We start from the raw sequence: 17,095 nt of genomic DNA on the forward strand, positions 1-17,095 counted from the left end.
TGGGTCCCAGGACTCCGAGGGGCTGACGACCCCTCATTCCTTGGTCTACGCGCGGAGATTCAACCCTTGGCGAGAAGTTCCCGCAAGGGGTGGGGTGTTGACGGCCCGAAGGGGCCTCCGTAGCCTCCACCTGCATGCGTGGATGGAGTTTGTGTACGTGAATGACACGTCACTACCGGCCGCGGCACCGGCCCTGTCACCGACCGTGCCACGGCCCCGTCACCGACCGTGCCGCCGATCCGGCCGCGGGCCGGTCGTACCCCGTAGGAGCCCCGGATGACCGACGCCCCGCACCCCCTCACCATCGCCGAGATCCGGCTCACCCCGATCCTGGTGGCCGACCCCCCGCTGCTCAACACCCAGGGCGTACACCAGCCGTACACCCCGCGGCTGATCATCGAGCTGGTCACCGAGGGCGGGGTCACCGGACTCGGCGAGACCTACGGGGACACCGGGTATCTCGACCTGGCCCGGCCGCTGGCCGCGGCGCTGATCGGCCGGCGGGTCACGGACCTGAACGGGCTGCCCGCGCTCGCCGCCGGGGTGTGCGGGGACTCACCGGACGCCACCGGCGACGACGCGGTGCACGCCGGCGGGCTGCGCGGCGTCCGGACCCCCGGGAAACTGCGGCTGTCGGTCCTCTCCGGCTTCGAGGTCGCCTGCCTGGACGCCTGGGGGAGGGCCGCCGGGCTGCCGGTCCACGCCCTGCTCGGCGGCAAGCTCCGGGACCGCGTGGAATACGGCGCGTACCTCTTCTACCGGTGGGCTGAACACCCCGGCGGCCGCGGCGAACGGGACGACTGGGGCGCGGCGCTCGACCCGGCCGGGGTGGTGGCCCAGGCCCGCCGGCTCGCCGACACCTACGGCTTCACCTCCTTCAAGCTCAAGGGCGGCGTCTTCGAGCCCGCGCGGGAGGTCGCCGCGGTCCGCGCGCTGGCCGCCGCGTTCCCCGGCCGGCCGCTGCGCCTCGACCCCAACGGAGCCTGGAGCACGGCCACTTCGCGGCAGGTCGCGGACGAGCTGGCGGACGTCCTGGAGTACCTGGAGGACCCGGTCGGCGGGACCGCGCGGATGGCGGAGGTGGCGGCCGGCACCCGCGTACCGCTGGCCACCAACATGTGCGTGACGACCTTCGACGAGATCGCCGAGGCGTTCCGCCGCCGCGCCGTCCAGGTGGTGCTCTGCGACCACCACTACTGGGGCGGGCTGCGCGCCACCCGCGAACTGGCCGCCGTCTGCCGGACCTTCGGCGTCGGCCTGTCCATGCACTCCAACACCCACCTGGGCATCAGCCTGGCCGCGATGACCCAGGTGGCGGCGACCGTGCCGAACCTCCACCACGCCTGCGACACCCACTACCCGTGGCAGACCGAGGACGTCCTCACCGAGCGGATCGCGATCCGCGACGGCCGGGTCGACGTCGGCGACGCCCCCGGCCTCGGCGTCACCCTCGACCCGGACCGGCTCGCCGCGCTGCACCGCCGCTGGCTGGCCGACGACGGCGGCCTGCGCGACCGCGACGACGCCGCCGCGATGCGCCGCGCAGACCCGGACTGGACCGTCCCGGCCGTCCCGCGCTGGTGACCGCGGCCTGCCGGCGGGCCGGACCGGCGGCCGTACCCGGTCGCCGCCCGCCGGGGATCATGAACCCGGCCGTGGTCCTGTGCGCGGTCGCCCCGCACGCGTACGGTGAGGCACGGCTCAGTGGCAGTGCGCCACAGTGGTCCCGTAGCGATCTTTGAAAGGGGCTGTTCCGATGGCACAGGAAGTGCGCGGCGTGATCGCGCCGGGGAAGAACGAACCGGTCCGGCTGGAGACGATCCTGGTGCCGGACCCGGGTCCCGGCGAGGCCGTGGTGAAGATCCAGGCGTGCGGGGTGTGCCACACCGATCTGCACTACAAGCAGGGCGGCATCAACGACGAGTTCCCGTTCCTGCTCGGCCACGAGGCGTCCGGCGTCGTGGAGTCGGTCGGCGCCGGGGTCACGGACGTCGCGCCGGGGGACTTCGTCATCCTCAACTGGCGTGCGGTGTGCGGCCAGTGCCGGGCCTGTCTGCGCGGTCGCCCCCAATACTGTTTCGACACCCACAACGCCCGCCAGAAGATGACGCTGAAGGACGGCACGGAGCTGACGCCGGCGCTCGGCATCGGTGCCTTCGCCGACAAGACGCTGGTCGCCGCGGGGCAGTGCACCAAGGTCGACCCGGAGGTGTCGCCCGCGGTGGCCGGCCTGCTGGGCTGCGGGGTGATGGCCGGCATCGGCGCCGCGATCAACACCGGCGGGGTCACCCGCGGCGACTCGGTCGCGGTCATCGGCTGCGGCGGGGTCGGCGACGCGGCCGTGGCCGGCGCCCGGCTGGCCGGCGCGGCCCGGATCATCGCCGTCGACATCGACGACCGCAAGCTGGACATCGCGCGCACCATGGGCGCCACCCACACCGTCAACTCCCGCACCACCGACCCCGTCGAGGCGATCCGCGAACTGACCGGCGGCTTCGGCGCGGACGTCGTCATCGAGGCGGTCGGCCGCCCCGAGACGTACAAACAGGCCTTCTACGCCCGCGATCTGGCCGGCACGGTCGTCCTGGTGGGCGTGCCCACCCCGGACATGACCCTGGAACTGCCGCTCCTGGACGTGTTCGGCCGCGGCGGCGCGCTGAAGTCCTCCTGGTACGGCGACTGCCTGCCGTCCCGCGACTTCCCGATGCTGATCGACCTGCACCAGCAGGGCCGGATCGACCTCTCCGCGTTCGTCACCGAGACCATCGGCATCGACGACGTCGAGCAGGCCTTCGACCGGATGCACGCCGGCGACGTGCTGCGTTCGGTGGTGACGCTCTGATGGCGGCGCGGATCGACCACCTCGTCACCTCGGGGACGTTCTCGCTCGACGGCGGCACCTGGGACGTCGACAACAACGTGTGGATCGTCGGGAACGACGACGAGGCGATCGTCATCGACGCCGCGCACGACGCCGACGCCATCTTCGAGGCGCTGGCCGGCCGGACGCTGCGCGCGATCATCTGCACCCACGCGCACAACGACCACATCGACGCCGCCCCGGCGCTGGCCGCCCGTACCGGCGCCCGGATCCATCTGCACCCGGCCGACCTGCCGCTGTGGAAGATGACCCATCCGGCACGGTCCCGGACGCGGACCTCGCCGACGGCCAGGTCCTGACCATCGCCGGTACGGACCTGACCGTGCTGCACACCCCCGGTCACGCACCCGGCGCGGTCTGCCTCCACGCCCCCGACCTGCGCACCGTCTTCACCGGCGACACCCTCTTCCGGGGCGGCCCCGGCGCCACCGGCCGGTCCTTCTCGGACTTCCCGACGATCGTCGCCTCGATCCGCGACCGGCTGCTGACCCTGCCACCGGAGACGGTCGTACGCACCGGGCACGGCGACCCCACCACGATCGGCGAGGAGGCACCGCACCTGGACGAGTGGCTCAAGCGGGGGCACTGAGTCGGCGGGCCACTGAGGAAGCGGGCCACTGAGGAAGCGGGCCACTGAGGCAGCCACGGGGGGCCGGGGCACGCATCCCGTAGGGCTCGGGCGAACAGATCCCGTAGGGGACACGAGCGCCCCCTGCGGGGCCACAACGCGGCGGGGGCGAGGGGTATTCCGCGTCCCGGGAACGCGGCGGGGCGAGGGGTATTCCGGGCCCCCGGAACGCTGCGGGGGGCGAGGGGGATCCCGGGGCCCGCGGCGGAAGGTATTCCGGTTCCCGGGGCGGAGGGCACTCCGGGACCGGAGGACCGGTCCGGGGGCTTCCTCAGTCCTCCTTGGCCGCCCGCTCCAGGATGCGGGCGGCCACCGCGGGGGAGTCCACCAGGGGGTGCAGGGCCAGGGCGCGCAGGGCCGCGCCGCGGTCCTTGCGGGTGGCGGCCACCACCGCCGCCCGTTCGACCGCCTTGACCTGGAGCATCAGCCCCAACTGGTCCTCGCGCAGCGGGCCGCAGGGCAGCGGCCGGGCGCCGTGCGCGGTCACCTCGCACACCGTCTCCACGATCGCGTCCGGCGCCAACTGCGGCACCGTCGTGCCGTTGCGGACGTTCAGGATCAGCCGGGTGCCGGTGTCGCGCACGATGGCGTGCATCAGCGCCAGCGCCACCCGGTCGTAGCCGCCGCCCTCCAGGTCGTGACTGTCGCGCTCCCAGCCGCCGCTGGCCTCCCGGCTGTGCGCCATGTACGTCTCCTCGCGCTCCAGCCGGGTCCGCTCCCACAGCGCGTACACCGCGTCCGGGCCGCCGGCCGCCGCGGCCCGCTCGAAGAAGCCGCCCTGCTGCTGGTCGAGGAACTCGCCGCGGGTCTCCGGGGTGTCCCGGAGGGAGTCGAGGGTCTCGCGGCGGAAGTAGTAGTAGTGCAGGTACTCGTTCGGGAGCGCGCCCAGGGTCTGCAGCCATTCCGCGCCGAACAGCCGGCCCTCCTCGAAGGAGGCCAGCGCGGTGTCGTCGCCCAGCAGGCGCGGCAGCAGGTCGGCGCCCTCGAACGTCAACGACCGCAGCCAGCCGAGGTGGTTGAGGCCGACGTAGTCGTAGCCGACCCGGCCGCTCTCGAAGGCCGCCGGGTCCAGCCCCGCCGCCCGCGCGGCCCGGCGCACCAGGCCGACGGGGGAGTCGCAGATCCCGATGACGCGGTCGCCGAGCACCTGGGACATCGCCTCGGTCACCATGCCCGCGGGGTTGGTGAAGTTGATGACCCAGGCCGCCGGCGCGAGCTGGGCGACCCGCTCGGCGATGTGCAGCGCCACCGGGATCGTCCGCAGGCCGTACAGGACGCCGCCCGCGCCCACCGTCTCCTGGCCCAGCACGCCCTCGGCCAGCGGGATGCGTTCGTCGCGTATCCGGCCGGCCGTGCCGCCGACCCGGATCGCCGAGAACACGAAGTCCGCCCCGGCCAGCGCCTCGTCCAGGCTCTGCGCGACCCGGACCGGCACCGGTGCCGGATGCCCCTCGGCAAGCCGGGTCAACACCTCCGCGATGACCGCCACCCGCCGGGTGTCGGTGTCGTGCAGCACCACCTCGGAGACGGAGTCCGCCGGGTCGGCCAGGAGCGCGCGGTAGACCAGCGGCACCCGGAAGCCGCCACCGCCGAGAATCGTGAGCCTCATGGGGCGGAACGTACCGCAGCATCAGGCACACTGGCGGCACGTGCCGATACGAGAGGGGCGTGCACGGTGACCAGCCGACGTGATGTCCATCCGCCCACGGGCCCGGCCGAGATGCCACCGGGCCTCGACCCGCTGGCCGGCGTACGGGCGGACGGCGATCCGCGCACCGACGTCTACCTCACCGGCACGGTCTTCCTCGACATCATCTTCACCGGCCTGGACTCCGCCCCGGTCCGCGGCACCGAATCCTGGGCCCGCGGCATGGGCTCCAGCCCCGGTGGCGTCGCCAACATGGCCACCGCGCTGGCCCGGCTCGGGCTGCGCACCTCCCTGGCCGCGGCCTTCGGCGACGACAAGTACGGCGAGTACTGCTGGGAGGCGCTCGAAGAGGGCGAGGGCATCGACCTGTCGCTGTCACGCACGGTCCCCGGCTGGCACTCCCCGGTCACCGTCTCCATGGCGTACGAGGGCGAGCGCACGATGGTCTCGCACGGCCATCAGGCACCGCCCCCGGACTTCACCTTCGACGGCCGGCACGCACCGGGCTGCCCGCCGCCGTCCCGGGCCTGTGTCGCCTCGCTCGTGCCCGGCCGGCGGGAGCCCTGGCTGGAGTGCGCGGCCGGCCGCGGCAGCCGGATCTTCGCGGACGTCGGCTGGGACGACAGCGGCCGCTGGGACCCGGCCGACCTCGCCGACCTCGATCACTGCGAGGCGTTCCTGCCCAACGCCGAGGAGGCGATGCGCTACACCCGCACGACCTGCCCGCGCGCGGCGGCCCGCAAGCTGGCCGACCGGGTGCCGCTGGCCGTCGTCACGCTGGGTTCGGAGGGCGCGTACGCGGTGGACGGGCGGACCGGCGAGACCGCCGAGGTGCCGGCGATCGCGGTGGAGGCGCTGGACCCGACCGGCGCCGGCGACGTCTTCGTGGCGGGCTTCGTCACCGGCACCCTGGCCGACTGGCCGCTGACCGACCGGCTGGCGTTCGCGGGCCTGAGCGCCGCGCTGTCCGTGCAGGAGTTCGGCGGGTCGCTGTCCGCGCCGGGCTGGGCGGAGATCGCCGCCTGGTGGCAGCAGGTGCGGCTGTGCGAGGCGGGTGCCCCGGGTGCGCTGCGCCGGCAGTACGCCTTCCTCGACGAGGTGCTGCCCGCGGCCTACCGTCCGGCGCCGCTGGCCCGCGCGGTCCCCACGATCGGCTTCCGCCGCCCGGCCTGAGCCCCGCGCCGAAACCCCAGCTCAGGCCGGCCGCCAGGAAAAACTCTCGGGCCTGTCGGTGCCCCGTCGTACTCTTGTATCGCAAGGAGGCCGTGCCGGCAGGCACCTTCTCGGCACGTCTTCATGAGCAAAGGATGGGGTTGAGCAGGCCACCGAGCCGCCCTATGACGCAGACACCCATGGAACCGCAGGCGAGCGCCCAGTTCACCGTCCCGGCCAAGCACCCGATGGTGACTGTTCTGGGGTCCGGAGACTCGCTCCTGCGAGTGATCGAAAAAGCCTTCCCGGCGACCGACATCCACGTCCGGGGCAACGAAGTCAGCGCGGTCGGCGACGCCCGGGAAGTGGCCCTCGTCCAGCGCCTTTTCGACGAGATGATGCTGGTGCTCCGCACCGGGCAACCGATGACGGAGGACGCGGTGGAACGCTCGATCGCCATGCTGCGCGCGGCGGAGAACGGCGAGGGCGCGGTGAGCGAGACGCCCGCCGAGGTGCTCACCCAGAACATCCTCTCCAACCGCGGCCGGACGATCCGTCCCAAGACCCTCAACCAGAAGCGCTACGTCGACGCCATCGACAAGCACACCGTCGTCTTCGGCATCGGCCCGGCCGGTACCGGCAAGACGTACCTCGCGATGGCCAAGGCCGTCCAGGCGCTCCAGGCCAAGCAGGTCAACCGCATCATCCTGACCCGCCCCGCGGTCGAGGCCGGCGAGCGGCTGGGCTTCCTGCCCGGCACCCTCTACGAGAAGATCGACCCGTATCTGCGCCCGCTCTACGACGCGCTGCACGACATGCTCGACCCCGACTCCATCCCGCGCCTGATGGCCGCGGGCACGATCGAGGTCGCGCCGCTGGCGTACATGCGCGGCCGGACGCTGAACGACGCGTTCATCATCCTCGACGAGGCGCAGAACACGAACCCCGAGCAGATGAAGATGTTCCTCACCCGCCTCGGATTCGAGTCGAAGATCGTCGTCACCGGCGACGTCACCCAGGTCGACCTCCCCGGCAGCACCAAGAGCGGTCTGCGCCAGGTCAGGGAAATCCTGGAAGGCGTCGACGACGTGCACTTCTCCCTGCTCACCAGCCAGGATGTGGTCCGGCACAAGCTCGTCGGCCGTATCGTCGACGCCTACGAGAAGTACGACAGCCGCAACGGCCAGTGAGCCGGACGCACCGCGCGAACGAGAAGCGAGACGCAACGCCCCATGTCCATCGACGTCAACAACGAATCCGGCACGGAGGTCGACGAGCAGGCGATCCTGGACGTCGCCCGCTACGCCCTCGGCCGGATGCGCATCCACCCGCTCTCCGAGCTGTCCGTGATCGTCGTGGACGCCGAGGCCATGGAGCAGCTCCATCTGCAGTGGATGGACCTGCCCGGACCGACCGATGTCATGTCCTTCCCGATGGACGAGCTGCGTCCGCCGGCCAAGGACGACGAGGAGCCCCCGCAGGGCCTGCTCGGTGACATCGTGCTCTGCCCGGAGGTCGCCAAGAAGCAGGGCGAGGAGGCGCCGACCGCGCACAGCATGGACGAGGAGCTCCAGCTGCTGACCGTGCACGGCGTCCTCCACCTCCTCGGTTACGACCACGAGGAGCCCGACGAGAAAGCCGAGATGTTCGGCCTCCAGGCGGCGATCGTCGACGGCTGGCGCGGCGAGCGGGGGCTGACCGGGCCCTCGCCGGCGCCCACCGTGACCTGACGGGCGCCCGCGATGACCACCCAGCTGATCGCGGTCGCGGTCCTGCTCGTCGTGATCGCCTGGCTCGCCGCCTGCGCGGAGGCCGGCCTGGCCCGTACGACGAGCTTCCGCGCCGAGGAGGCGGTCCGTTCCGGCCGTCGCGGCAGCGCCAAGCTCGCCCAGGTCGCCGCCGACCCCACCCGCTACCTCAACGTCGCCCTGCTGGTGCGGGTCGGCTGCGAGATGGCCGCCGGCGTCCTGGTCACCTACGCCTGCCTGCGCTCGTTCGACGAGACCTGGCAGGCGCTGACCGTCGCCATCGCCGTGATGGTGCTGGTCAGTTATGTCGCGGTCGGCGTCTCGCCGCGGACGATCGGCCGCCAGCACCCGCTGAACACCGCCACCGCGGCGGCCTACGTCCTGCTGCCGCTGGCCCGCATCATGGGCCCGATCCCGCAGCTGCTGATCCTCATCGGCAACGCCCTCACCCCCGGCAAGGGCTTCCGCAAGGGCCCGTTCGCCTCCGAGGCCGAGCTGCGGTCGCTGGTCGACCTCGCCGAGAAGGAGTCGCTGATCGAGGACGAGGAGCGCCGGATGGTGCACTCCGTCTTCCAGCTCGGCGACACCCTCGTCCGCGAGGTGATGGTGCCGCGCACGGACCTGGTCTCCGTCGAGCGGTTCAAGACCATCCGGCAGGCGCTGACCCTCGCCCTGCGCTCCGGTTTCTCCCGCATCCCGGTGACCGGCGAGAACGAGGACGACATCGTCGGCGTGGTCTATCTGAAGGACCTGGCCCGCAAGGTCCACATCAGCCGCGACGCGGAGACCGAGCTGGTCTCCACGGCCATGCGGCCCGCGGTCTTCGTGCCGGACACCAAGAATGCCGGCGATCTGCTGCGCGAAATGCAGCAGGACCGCAATCACGTCGCGGTGGTCATCGACGAATACGGCGGCACCGCCGGAATCGTCACCATCGAGGACATTCTCGAAGAGATCGTCGGCGAGATCACCGACGAATACGACCGGGAATTGCCGCCGGTCGAGGACCTCGGTGACGGCCGCTACCGCGTCACCGCCCGCCTCGACATCGGCGACCTCGGCGAGCTGTACGGCCTGGCGGAGCTGGACGACGAGGACGTCGAGACGGTCGGCGGGCTGCTCGCCAAGCTGCTCGGCCGGGTCCCGATCGCCGGTGCCACGGCCGAGGTGGACCTCTCCGACACGGCCGCCGACCCCGAGCTGAAGGCGCTGCGGCTGACCGCCGAATCACCGGCCGGTCGCCGCAACAAGATCGTCACGGTGCTCTGCGAACCGGTGCGGGCCACGGATGCCGGAGAACTCTCCGCATAATCCGGGCGCACCCGGGAAATGCCGAAACCAGAGGCCGAAACAAGAAGTGGAAATAAGTGAGTGCTCCGGCACCCACCTTTCGACGCTCGCTGCCTCCGACGCTACTTATCCGCAGTGCACCGGAAATGTTCTGGAAGCCATTTCCGGTGGGACTGGATTCTTCGTGACGTGCCATGGAAGGATCTTCGGGCGGTCGCCGAAAGGCGGCCGCCCGCGGGAGAGAAATCGTCCGAGAAATCTTGCCGCGCAGGTTGCCCCGGCCACGGGGGACCGGGGCAGCCACCTTCTTCCTCACGTCGCGGGGCCGGCGCATATGCTCGCCGGTATGACCGAAGCCGCACCGCTGGACCCCGAAGACCGCAAGATCATCACGCTCGCGCGCTCGGCGCGGGCCCGTAACGGCGTGCCCGAGGGCGCCGCCGTACGCGACGAAACCGGCCGCACCTACGTCGCCGGCACCGTCGCCCTGGACTCCTTGCAGCTCAGCGCCCTGCAGACGGCCGTGGCGATGGCCGTCGCCAGCGGCGCCACGTCCCTGGAGGCGGCAGCGGTGGTCACCGACGCCGAGCGCGCCACGGACGCGGACCGCGCGGCCGTCCGGGACCTCGGCGGCCCCGAGACGCCGGTCCTGGTCGCCGGCCTCGACGGCGCCCTGCGCACCACCGTCCCGGCGGGCGAGGCGTAACCGGCGGGGCACAGCCGGCGAGGCGTCACCGGGGCACGGGATCTCGGGCGGGCTCCCCCAAGCGGCTTCCCCGCCCGGATCCGCCCGGACCCGCCCGGATCCGTCCAGGTCCTCCCCGGGGCGGGCCATAACCACCGGCTATCACCGCAACTCTTGGACGCGTCCCGGCCGGGGCGGCGAAGATCATGGGTGTCAGCAGTCGTCGCCGGCCCCGCCGCCGGCCCGCGCCCACCAGGAGCCCGCCGTGACCGCCGCAACCGCCCTCCCCGCCCGCACCCTGGGCGGCTTGACCAGCTCCGCCATCGGCTTCGGCGCGATGGTCCTCTCGCCCGGCGTCTACGGCGAGACCGATGAGCAGCGCGCCACCACCGCCCTGCTCTCCGCCCTCGACGAGGGCGCCACCCTCATCGACACCGCGGACGGCTACGGCCCCGACGGCCACAACGAGCAGCTGATCGGCCGGGCACTGCGCGGCCGCCGCGACGAGGTCGTGCTCGCCACGAAGTTCGGCTTCCGGCTCCCCGAGGGCGTCGCACCGCACCCTTTCCCGGTCAACTACGGCTTCGGCGAACTGGCCGTGAACGCCGACCCCGCCACGTACGCGGCTACGCCGAGGCATCGCTGCGCAATCTGGGGACCGACGTCATCGACCTGTACTACCCGCACTACCCGGACCCGCAGGTTCCGTTCGAGGACACCGTCGGTGCCGTCGCCGAGCTGATCGATGACGGTCTGGTCCGTCACCTGGGCCTTTCCAACGTGACCGCCGACCAGCTGCGCCGCGCGCACGCGGTCCGCCCGGTGGCCGCCGTCCAGGTCCAGTGGTCGATGTGGCAGCCCATCGACGCCGAGCTGCTCGCCACCGCCCGCGAGCTGGGCGTGGGCATCGTCGCCTGGAGCCCGCTGGGCAGCGGGTTCCTCACCGGCACCGTCCAGCAGGTCACCGAGGACGACTTCCGCCGCCACCTGCCGCGCTTCGACGCCGCCAACCTCAAGGCCAACCAGGACCGCTTCGCACCGGTCCGGGGCCTCGCCGAGGACCTCGGCATCTCCTCGGGCCAGCTGGCGCTGTCCTGGCTGCTGCACCAGGACGAGCACGTCGTGCCGATCCCCGGCAGCCGCACCCCGGCCCACATCGCGGAGAACCTCGCCGCCGCCCGGATCACGCTGTCCGCCGACACCCTCGCCCGTATCGACGCCGCGCTGAAGGACACCACCTTCGAAGGCACGGCGGCGGTCGTCGACTGAGCGTCCGCGGCCCGGATGGTCGGAGTGGCGTCCGGGATCGGGGAGAATGGGCGCCATGAGCGTTCGTACAGACTCCTCCGCCGCCCACCGGGCCGGCTTCGCCTGCTTCGTCGGCCGCCCCAACGCGGGCAAGTCGACCCTCACGAACGCTCTCGTGGGTACGAAGGTGGCGATCACCTCCAACCGCCCGCAGACCACCCGCCACACGGTCCGCGGCATCGTGCACCGCCCCGACGCCCAGCTGGTGCTCGTCGACACCCCGGGCCTGCACAAGCCGCGGACCCTGCTCGGCGAGCGGCTCAACGACGTCGTCCGTACCACCTGGTCCGAGGTCGACGTGATCGGCTTCTGCCTGCCCGCGGACCAGAAGATCGGCCCCGGCGACCGGTACATCGCCGGTGAGCTGGCCGAGATCAAGAAGACCCCCAAGGTCGCCATCGTCACCAAGACCGACCTGGTCGACTCCAAGGCGCTGGCCGCCCAGCTGATCGCCATCGACCAGCTCGGCAAGGAGCTGGGCATCGAGTGGGCCGAGATCATCCCGGTCTCGGCCGTGGGCGACACCCAGGTCTCGCTGCTCGCCGATCTGCTGGTGCCGCTGCTTCCCGAGGGCCCGGCGCTCTATCCGGAGGGCGATCTCACCGACGAGCCGGAGCAGGTCATGGTCGCCGAGCTGATCCGGGAGGCCGCGCTGGAGGGCGTCCGCGACGAGCTGCCGCACTCCATCGCCGTCGTCGTCGAGGAGATGCTCCCGCGTGCGGACCGCCCCGCCGACAAGCCGCTGCTGGACGTGCACGCCAACGTCTACATCGAGCGCCCCAGCCAGAAGGGCATCATCATCGGCCCCAAGGGCAAGCGCCTGAAGGAGGTCGGCACGAAGTCCCGCAAGCACATCGAGGCACTGCTCGGCACGCCGGTCTTCCTCGACCTGCACGTCAAGGTCGCCAAGGACTGGCAGCGCGACCCGAAGCAACTGCGCAAGCTGGGCTTCTAGTTCGTCGTTCGCGCGAGACCGCGGGAATACCCCCCGCCCCCGCCCCGTTCTGGCCCCCGAGGGGGCGCTCGTGACCCCTACGGGATCCGTTCGACCGCCCCCTACGGCCCACCCGCCGAGCCCCTCCACGGCTCACCTACCCGAGCCCGCTACCTCACCTCACCCCACCCCGCCGCACCCCAACCCACGCCCCACCCCACCCGCCTCACGCCACCCCCCGAATCCGCCGCACCAGCAGCGCTCCCAGCAGGCCGATGGCCGCTGCCACGGCGTACAGCGTCCGGTAGCCACCGAGGTGTACGAGGGGCGCGGCCAGCGCCGGGGCGGCCACCTGGGGCAGGGAGTTGGCGATGTTGATGAGGCCGAGGTCCTTGCCGCGGTGGGCCGCGGCCGGCAGGACGTCCATCATCAGCGCGAGGTCGACGGACGTGAAGACCCCGAATCCGATGCCCAGCAGCGCCGCGGCGCACACTGCGCCCGGCCAGGTCTGCCAGACGGCGAGCAGCACGGTGGCCACCGTCATGATCACTCCGGCGCCCAGGACGAACGGCTGCCGCCGCCCGGCCCGGTCGGACCAGATCCCGCCGACGACGACCGTGGTCAGCAGCGTCACGCCGTTCACGGCGGTGAGCAGCAGCACCCCGCCGTCCGGGTCCGCCCGCCGCAGTACATCGCGCAGGTAGTACAGCAGGTACAGCAGCACCAGCACGTTGCCCAGGTTGATCAGGAACCGGGTCAGCCACGCCCAGCCCAGGTCCGGATGGCGCCGCGGGCTGATCCAGAAGCCGGTGAGCAGGGCGCGCCAGGACAGTGCCGGCCGCCGCCCGGCCGGCAGCACCGCGTCCCGGTGCCCCAGCACGTACGGCAGGGTGCCCAGCACCACGAACCCGGCGCAGGCCAGATACCCGGCCCCCAGCCCGCCCGCCACGGTCGCCAGGCCCGTCCCCGCGACCACCCCCAGGATCTGTGCGGCGCCCAGCCAGCCGCCCACCGCGCCGCGCTGCCGGTGCGGCACCCGGTCCGGTACGGCCGCGGTGATCGCCGCGAACGCCGCGTTGAGCGCGAGCTGCACGGCACCCCACGCGAGCGCCATCGCCAGGACCGTCCGGGCCGCCGCCAGTGCCGCCAGCGCGGCGGCGCCGCCGGCAACTCCCGCCGCGATCCAGGGAGTTCGCCGCCCGTAACGGGAGGTCGTACGGTCCGACAGCCCGCCGAAGAGGGGATTGGCCACCAGGGAGACGACGGCGCCCACGCCGGTCACCCAGGCCAGCACGGATTCCTTGGGCATCCCGGCCGCCGGTGCCGCCACCTCCGCCGCCTGCCAGGCGAGCAGGATCTGGAGCGGGCCGTACCAGCCCGCCCAGATCGCCCCGTTGGCCACCGCGAGGGACGCGGTCCACCCGGGTCCGACCGGCGCGGCCGGCTCGGCCAGCGGGTCCGGCGCCGGGACCCGGTACCGCCCCCGGCCCGCCCCCGTGGTCCGGCTCACCCGCCCGCCTGCTCCCGGAGTACCTCGCGGAACCAGCGGTACGAGGACTTCGGCGTCCGCTTCAGGGTCGCGTAGTCGACGTGCACCAGCCCGAACCGCCGTGCGTACCCCTCCGCCCATTCGAAGTTGTCCAGCAGGGACCAGACGAAATACCCCCGGACGTCCACTCCCGCCGTCATGGCGGCGTGCAGGGCCCGCAGGTGCCCGTCCAGATAGGCGATCCGCTCCCGGTCGTCGATGCCCTCGTACGAGCAGCCGTTCTCGGTGATCACGATCGGCGGCAGCCGCTTTCCGTACCGTTCGCGGAAGCCGACCAGCAATTCGGTCAGGCCTTCCGGCACCACCGCCCACCCGAAGTCGGTCCGGGGATATCCCGCGATGTCCTGGGGCGTGAAAGGCAGCCCCTCGGGGATGCGGGTTCCGCCGACTTCCGTTGCCTCGCCCCTCGGTCGTCCCACCAGCGACGGCTGGTAGTAATTGATCCCGTACCAGTCCAGCGGCTGGGAGATCACCTTCAGGTCGTCGTCGACGTTTCCCGGCAGCAGCTCCGCCACGTCCTCGTCCGGATAGCGGCCCAGCAGGATCGGTTCCGCGAACAGCCGGTTCAACAGCAGGTCGTAGAGATCCGCCGCCTGACGGTCCTCCTCCGCGTCGGACGCGGCCCAGGTCGGCCCGTGGGAATTGGCGATCCCGATGGACCGGGCACCCCGGGCCCGCAGCGCCTGTACCGCCAGGCCGTGCCCCAGCAGCTGGTGGTGCGCCGCCGGCAGGGCCCCGAAGAGCAATTCCCGTCCCGGCGCGTGCTGCCCCAGCCCGTAGCCCAGCAGTGTCAGTTCGGCCGGCTCGTTGAGCGTGATCCACCGCTCCACCCGGTCCCCGAGCCGGGCCGCCACGGCATCCGCGTACGCGGCGAACCACTCCGCCGTCTCCCGTACGAGCCAGCCCCCGCCGTCCTCCACGACCTGCGGGGTGTCCCAATGGAAGAGCGTCGGCACCGGTGCGATCCCGGCCGCCAGCAAGGTGTCGACCAGCCGGTCGTAGAAGTCCAGCCCGGCCGCGTTCACCGCCCCGCGACCGTCTGGCACCACCCGCGGCCACGCCACCGAAAACCGGTACGCGCCGACCCCGAGTTCCTTGAGCAGCCCGACGTCCTCCGGATACCGGTGGTAATGATCGGTCGCCACCCGCGCGTCCGACCCGTCCTTGATCCGCCCGCTCTCCCCGGCGAACACGTCCCAGGCGGACGGGCCCCGCCCGGCTTCCGCCACCGCGCCCTCGATCTGTGCGGCGGACGTCGACACCCCCCACAGGAATTCCGACGGGAAACGCGGCAGGGGCCTGGGGAACTCCGGCACGGCAGTCATGCCGGGATCTTCGTAACCGGCGGTAACAGTGTCAAGAGGCCCGACACGTACGGGAGTTGGCGGGGCGCGTACGGCGGCCGGCGGGCAGCCGCCGAGGCCCCGCTGCTACGCCGCTGGACGTCGCCGTGGCGGCCTACGCCCCTTCCTTCATCACCCTCGTGATCAAGGTTCGCTGGTCGTCCGTGAGGCGCGGGTCGGAGAGGTACACCGTGCGGCCGTCGACGGTGATCTGGTAGCTGAAGCCGTCGGGGACGCCGACGGGGGGTTCGGTGCGGGCGGTGGCGAGGGCGCGTGCGGCGAGCGACTGCCACTCGGCGGAGTCGTCGCGCCCCGCGGTGTCGATCTCGGCCCGGCGGTCGATGGCCGCGAAGCCGCCGGTGCGGTGAACGTGAATGCGCATAACGGGCTCCTCCGACGTCCTGCGACGGACTTCTTCCCCGTTTGGGGGGCCATATGGCCACGGTAGTCGGGGGCGGGGGGTGGGCGCCTGCTGGTCGCCGGCGCCCGTGCACCACCCCCGCCCTTACGGGTAACCGGCACACCCCCGAGGTACGCCGGTCATTTCCCGCCTGGCCGGGATGGCGCGTCCCGTGTCGCTACTTCGCCGAGATGCCGACCTGCGACCAGGCCTTGACCACGGCCTCGTGTTCGTCGCCGGCGCCGAAGCGGGCCTGGGCGGCCTTGATCGTGAGCTTGGCGAAGTCGGCGAACGTGGCGTTCTTGGGCAGTTCGCCGCCGGTCAGGACGTCGTACCAGACCTGGCCGGCGCGCTCCCACGCCTTGCCGCCGAGCTTGCTGGCGACGAGGTAGAAGGCGTGGTTGGGGATGCCGGAGTTGATGTGGACGCCGCCGTTGTCGTCGGTGGTCTTGACGTAGCCCTTCATCGTGGCCGGCTGCGGGTCCTTGCCCAGGACGTCGTCGTCATAGGCCGTGCCCGGCGCCTTCATGGAGCGCAGGGCCTTGCCGGTGACGTTGGGGCCGAGCAGGTCGGCGCCGATCAGCCAGTCGGCCTGGTCGGCGGTCTGGCCGAGGGCGTACTGCTTGATCAGGGAGCCGAAGACGTCGGAGACGGATTCGTTGAGGGCGCCGGACTGGCCCTGGTAGTCGAGGTTGGCGGTGTACTGGGTGACGCCGTGGGTGAGCTCGTGGCCGATGACGTCGACGGGGATGGTGAAGTCCTTGAACAGGTCGTTGTCGCCGTCGCCGAAGACCATCCGCTCGCCGTCCCAGAAGGCGTTGTCGTACTTCTGGCCGTAGTGGACGGTCGCGTCGAGGGCCAGGCCGGCGCCGTCGATGGACTTGCGGTGGAACGCCTTCAGGTAGAAGTCGAAGGTCGCGCCCAGTCCGGCGTGGGCGCGGTTGACCGACGCGTCCTGGGAGGGGCCGTCGGACTCGGAGCGGACCTTGGTGCCGGGGAGGTTCTCCTGGTGGCCGGCGTCGTAGATGGTGCGGTTCGGCTTGTCGGCGTCGGCGCCGGGCTCCCCGGGGGTCGTCGCGCGGGCGGCCAGCTCGCGGCGCCGGGTGCGGCGGACGTGGTCGTGCTCCAGGGTGCGGCGGGCCGGCTCGTGCCGGGCCGGGTCGTCCGACTGGGCGAGGTTGTCGAGGATGTGCGGCGGGATGATCGTGCAGAAGACGGGGTGGCCGGGGCTCGTGGCGCCGGTGGTCTGCTGGGTCTCGTCGTTGTCGAGGTCCGTGTTGAGGTCCATGGACAAACGGTGGCACTGTGTAGTGCGGGTGTCACTGCCTGCGGTGGAGATTCCTGCATATGTGTGGTTCGTCGCATTTAGGGCGTAACGTCCGGCCCGGTCCCGCATACTGATACGCGACCGCCACTCAGGGCGTACCTCGGTTAGGGTGCTGAGCATCATGCGTTACGGGCTGCTTCTCCTTAGCTGCCGCGGCGAGGGCCTGTAGTCGAGGCCGACCCCCTCCCCGCGGAGTCCGGTG

General features: G+C 72.1%; 13 protein-coding genes and 2 pseudogenes. 10 read left to right on the forward strand and 5 right to left on the reverse strand.

The genetic code is table 11. The annotated features are described in order from the left end of the window. The first annotated feature begins 276 nt into the window (after window positions 1–276). From OJ254_RS15350 to OJ254_RS15360, 3 genes and pseudogenes are all read left to right on the forward strand, one after another. Window positions 277–1,584 (forward strand): enolase C-terminal domain-like protein, encoded by a 1,308-nt coding sequence (locus OJ254_RS15350; protein WP_265362777.1) that lies wholly within the window; start codon window positions 277–279, stop codon window positions 1,582–1,584. 172 nt (window positions 1,585–1,756) lie between these two features. After that, a complete protein-coding gene (locus OJ254_RS15355; protein WP_265362778.1) occupies window positions 1,757–2,842 on the forward strand; it encodes an S-(hydroxymethyl)mycothiol dehydrogenase in 1,086 nt (361 codons plus the stop codon). Next, a pseudogene (locus tag OJ254_RS15360) lies at window positions 2,842–3,470 on the forward strand (MBL fold metallo-hydrolase). Before OJ254_RS15355 ends, OJ254_RS15360 begins: the two are co-directional and overlap by 1 nt. Window positions 3,471–3,780: 310 nt before the next feature. On the opposite strand, the gene OJ254_RS15365 reads toward OJ254_RS15360, so the two are convergent. Then, window positions 3,781–5,118 (reverse strand): family 4 glycosyl hydrolase, encoded by a 1,338-nt coding sequence (locus OJ254_RS15365; RefSeq protein WP_265362779.1) that lies wholly within the window; start codon window positions 5,116–5,118, stop codon window positions 3,781–3,783. Window positions 5,119–5,229: 111 nt separating this feature from the next. Between OJ254_RS15365 and OJ254_RS15370 the strand changes: the two genes are divergently transcribed. The 7 genes and pseudogenes from OJ254_RS15370 to era all read left to right on the forward strand — a co-directional run bounded on the left by OJ254_RS15370 (window position 5,230) and on the right by era (window position 12,295). Beyond that, entirely contained in the window at window positions 5,230–6,330 is a 1,101-nt protein-coding gene (locus tag OJ254_RS15370) for a carbohydrate kinase family protein (protein ID WP_265365164.1), read from the forward strand. A 164-nt stretch (window positions 6,331–6,494) separates the two neighbouring features. Beyond that, on the forward strand, window positions 6,495–7,499 hold the full coding sequence (locus tag OJ254_RS15375) for a PhoH family protein (RefSeq protein ID WP_265362780.1): 1,005 nt from the start codon (window positions 6,495–6,497) through the stop codon (window positions 7,497–7,499). 42 nt (window positions 7,500–7,541) lie between these two features. Further along, window positions 7,542–8,039, forward strand: coding sequence for an rRNA maturation RNase YbeY (gene ybeY, locus OJ254_RS15380; protein ID WP_030415187.1), 498 nt, complete (start codon window positions 7,542–7,544; stop codon window positions 8,037–8,039). A gap of 12 nt (window positions 8,040–8,051) precedes the next feature. Next, window positions 8,052–9,368, forward strand: a complete 1,317-nt coding sequence (locus OJ254_RS15385; RefSeq protein WP_265362781.1) for a hemolysin family protein — start codon at window positions 8,052–8,054, stop codon at window positions 9,366–9,368. A gap of 325 nt (window positions 9,369–9,693) precedes the next feature. After that, the gene (locus tag OJ254_RS15390; RefSeq protein WP_265362782.1) at window positions 9,694–10,053 is read left to right on the forward strand and encodes a cytidine deaminase; all 360 of its coding nucleotides are present in this window, start codon (window positions 9,694–9,696) and stop codon (window positions 10,051–10,053) included. 316 nt (window positions 10,054–10,369) lie between these two features. Then, window positions 10,370–11,301 (forward strand): annotated as a pseudogene (locus OJ254_RS31625) (aldo/keto reductase). A gap of 55 nt (window positions 11,302–11,356) precedes the next feature. Continuing rightward, window positions 11,357–12,295 carry a GTPase Era gene (gene era / locus OJ254_RS15405; protein WP_261951548.1) on the forward strand — a complete coding sequence of 313 codons (939 nt, stop codon included), beginning with the start codon at window positions 11,357–11,359 and terminating at the stop codon, window positions 12,293–12,295. 205 nt (window positions 12,296–12,500) lie between these two features. On the opposite strand, the gene OJ254_RS15410 is transcribed toward era, so the two are convergent. The 4 genes from OJ254_RS15410 to OJ254_RS15425 all read right to left on the reverse strand — a co-directional run bounded on the left by OJ254_RS15410 (window position 12,501) and on the right by OJ254_RS15425 (window position 16,854). Next, the gene (locus tag OJ254_RS15410) at window positions 12,501–13,784 is read right to left on the reverse strand and encodes an MFS transporter (protein WP_265362784.1); all 1,284 of its coding nucleotides are present in this window, start codon (window positions 13,782–13,784) and stop codon (window positions 12,501–12,503) included. Next, a complete protein-coding gene (locus tag OJ254_RS15415; protein WP_265362785.1) occupies window positions 13,781–15,148 on the reverse strand; it encodes a GH1 family beta-glucosidase in 1,368 nt (455 codons plus the stop codon). Before OJ254_RS15415 ends, OJ254_RS15410 begins: the two co-directional genes overlap by 4 nt. Before the next feature lie 133 nt (window positions 15,149–15,281). After that, window positions 15,282–15,548, reverse strand: coding sequence for a protealysin inhibitor emfourin (locus OJ254_RS15420; RefSeq protein WP_265362786.1), 267 nt, complete (start codon window positions 15,546–15,548; stop codon window positions 15,282–15,284). Window positions 15,549–15,744: 196 nt separating this feature from the next. After that, window positions 15,745–16,854 (reverse strand): M4 family metallopeptidase, encoded by a 1,110-nt coding sequence (locus tag OJ254_RS15425; RefSeq protein ID WP_265362788.1) that lies wholly within the window; start codon window positions 16,852–16,854, stop codon window positions 15,745–15,747. Window positions 16,855–17,095: the final 241 nt, after the last annotated feature.

It is taken from the genome of Streptomyces endophytica, assembly GCF_026153355.1.
In the GTDB taxonomy this organism is placed as follows: Bacteria; Actinomycetota; Actinomycetes; order Streptomycetales; family Streptomycetaceae; genus Streptomyces; species Streptomyces endophytica.

Coding starts and splice junctions, on each gene's coding strand:
- OJ254_RS15350 (WP_265362777.1), top strand. CDS start 277: ATGACCGACGCCCCGCACCCCCTCACCATCGCCGAGATCCGGCTCACC.
- OJ254_RS15355 (WP_265362778.1), top strand. CDS start 1,757: ATGGCACAGGAAGTGCGCGGCGTGATCGCGCCGGGGAAGAACGAACCG.
- OJ254_RS15365 (WP_265362779.1), bottom strand. CDS start 5,118: ATGAGGCTCACGATTCTCGGCGGTGGCGGCTTCCGGGTGCCGCTGGTC.
- OJ254_RS15370 (WP_265365164.1), top strand. CDS start 5,230: ATGCCACCGGGCCTCGACCCGCTGGCCGGCGTACGGGCGGACGGCGAT.
- OJ254_RS15375 (WP_265362780.1), top strand. CDS start 6,495: ATGACGCAGACACCCATGGAACCGCAGGCGAGCGCCCAGTTCACCGTC.
- ybeY (WP_030415187.1), top strand. CDS start 7,542: ATGTCCATCGACGTCAACAACGAATCCGGCACGGAGGTCGACGAGCAG.
- OJ254_RS15385 (WP_265362781.1), top strand. CDS start 8,052: ATGACCACCCAGCTGATCGCGGTCGCGGTCCTGCTCGTCGTGATCGCC.
- OJ254_RS15390 (WP_265362782.1), top strand. CDS start 9,694: ATGACCGAAGCCGCACCGCTGGACCCCGAAGACCGCAAGATCATCACG.
- era (WP_261951548.1), top strand. CDS start 11,357: ATGAGCGTTCGTACAGACTCCTCCGCCGCCCACCGGGCCGGCTTCGCC.
- OJ254_RS15415 (WP_265362785.1), bottom strand. CDS start 15,148: ATGACTGCCGTGCCGGAGTTCCCCAGGCCCCTGCCGCGTTTCCCGTCG.
- OJ254_RS15420 (WP_265362786.1), bottom strand. CDS start 15,548: ATGCGCATTCACGTTCACCGCACCGGCGGCTTCGCGGCCATCGACCGC.
- OJ254_RS15425 (WP_265362788.1), bottom strand. CDS start 16,854: ATGGACCTCAACACGGACCTCGACAACGACGAGACCCAGCAGACCACC.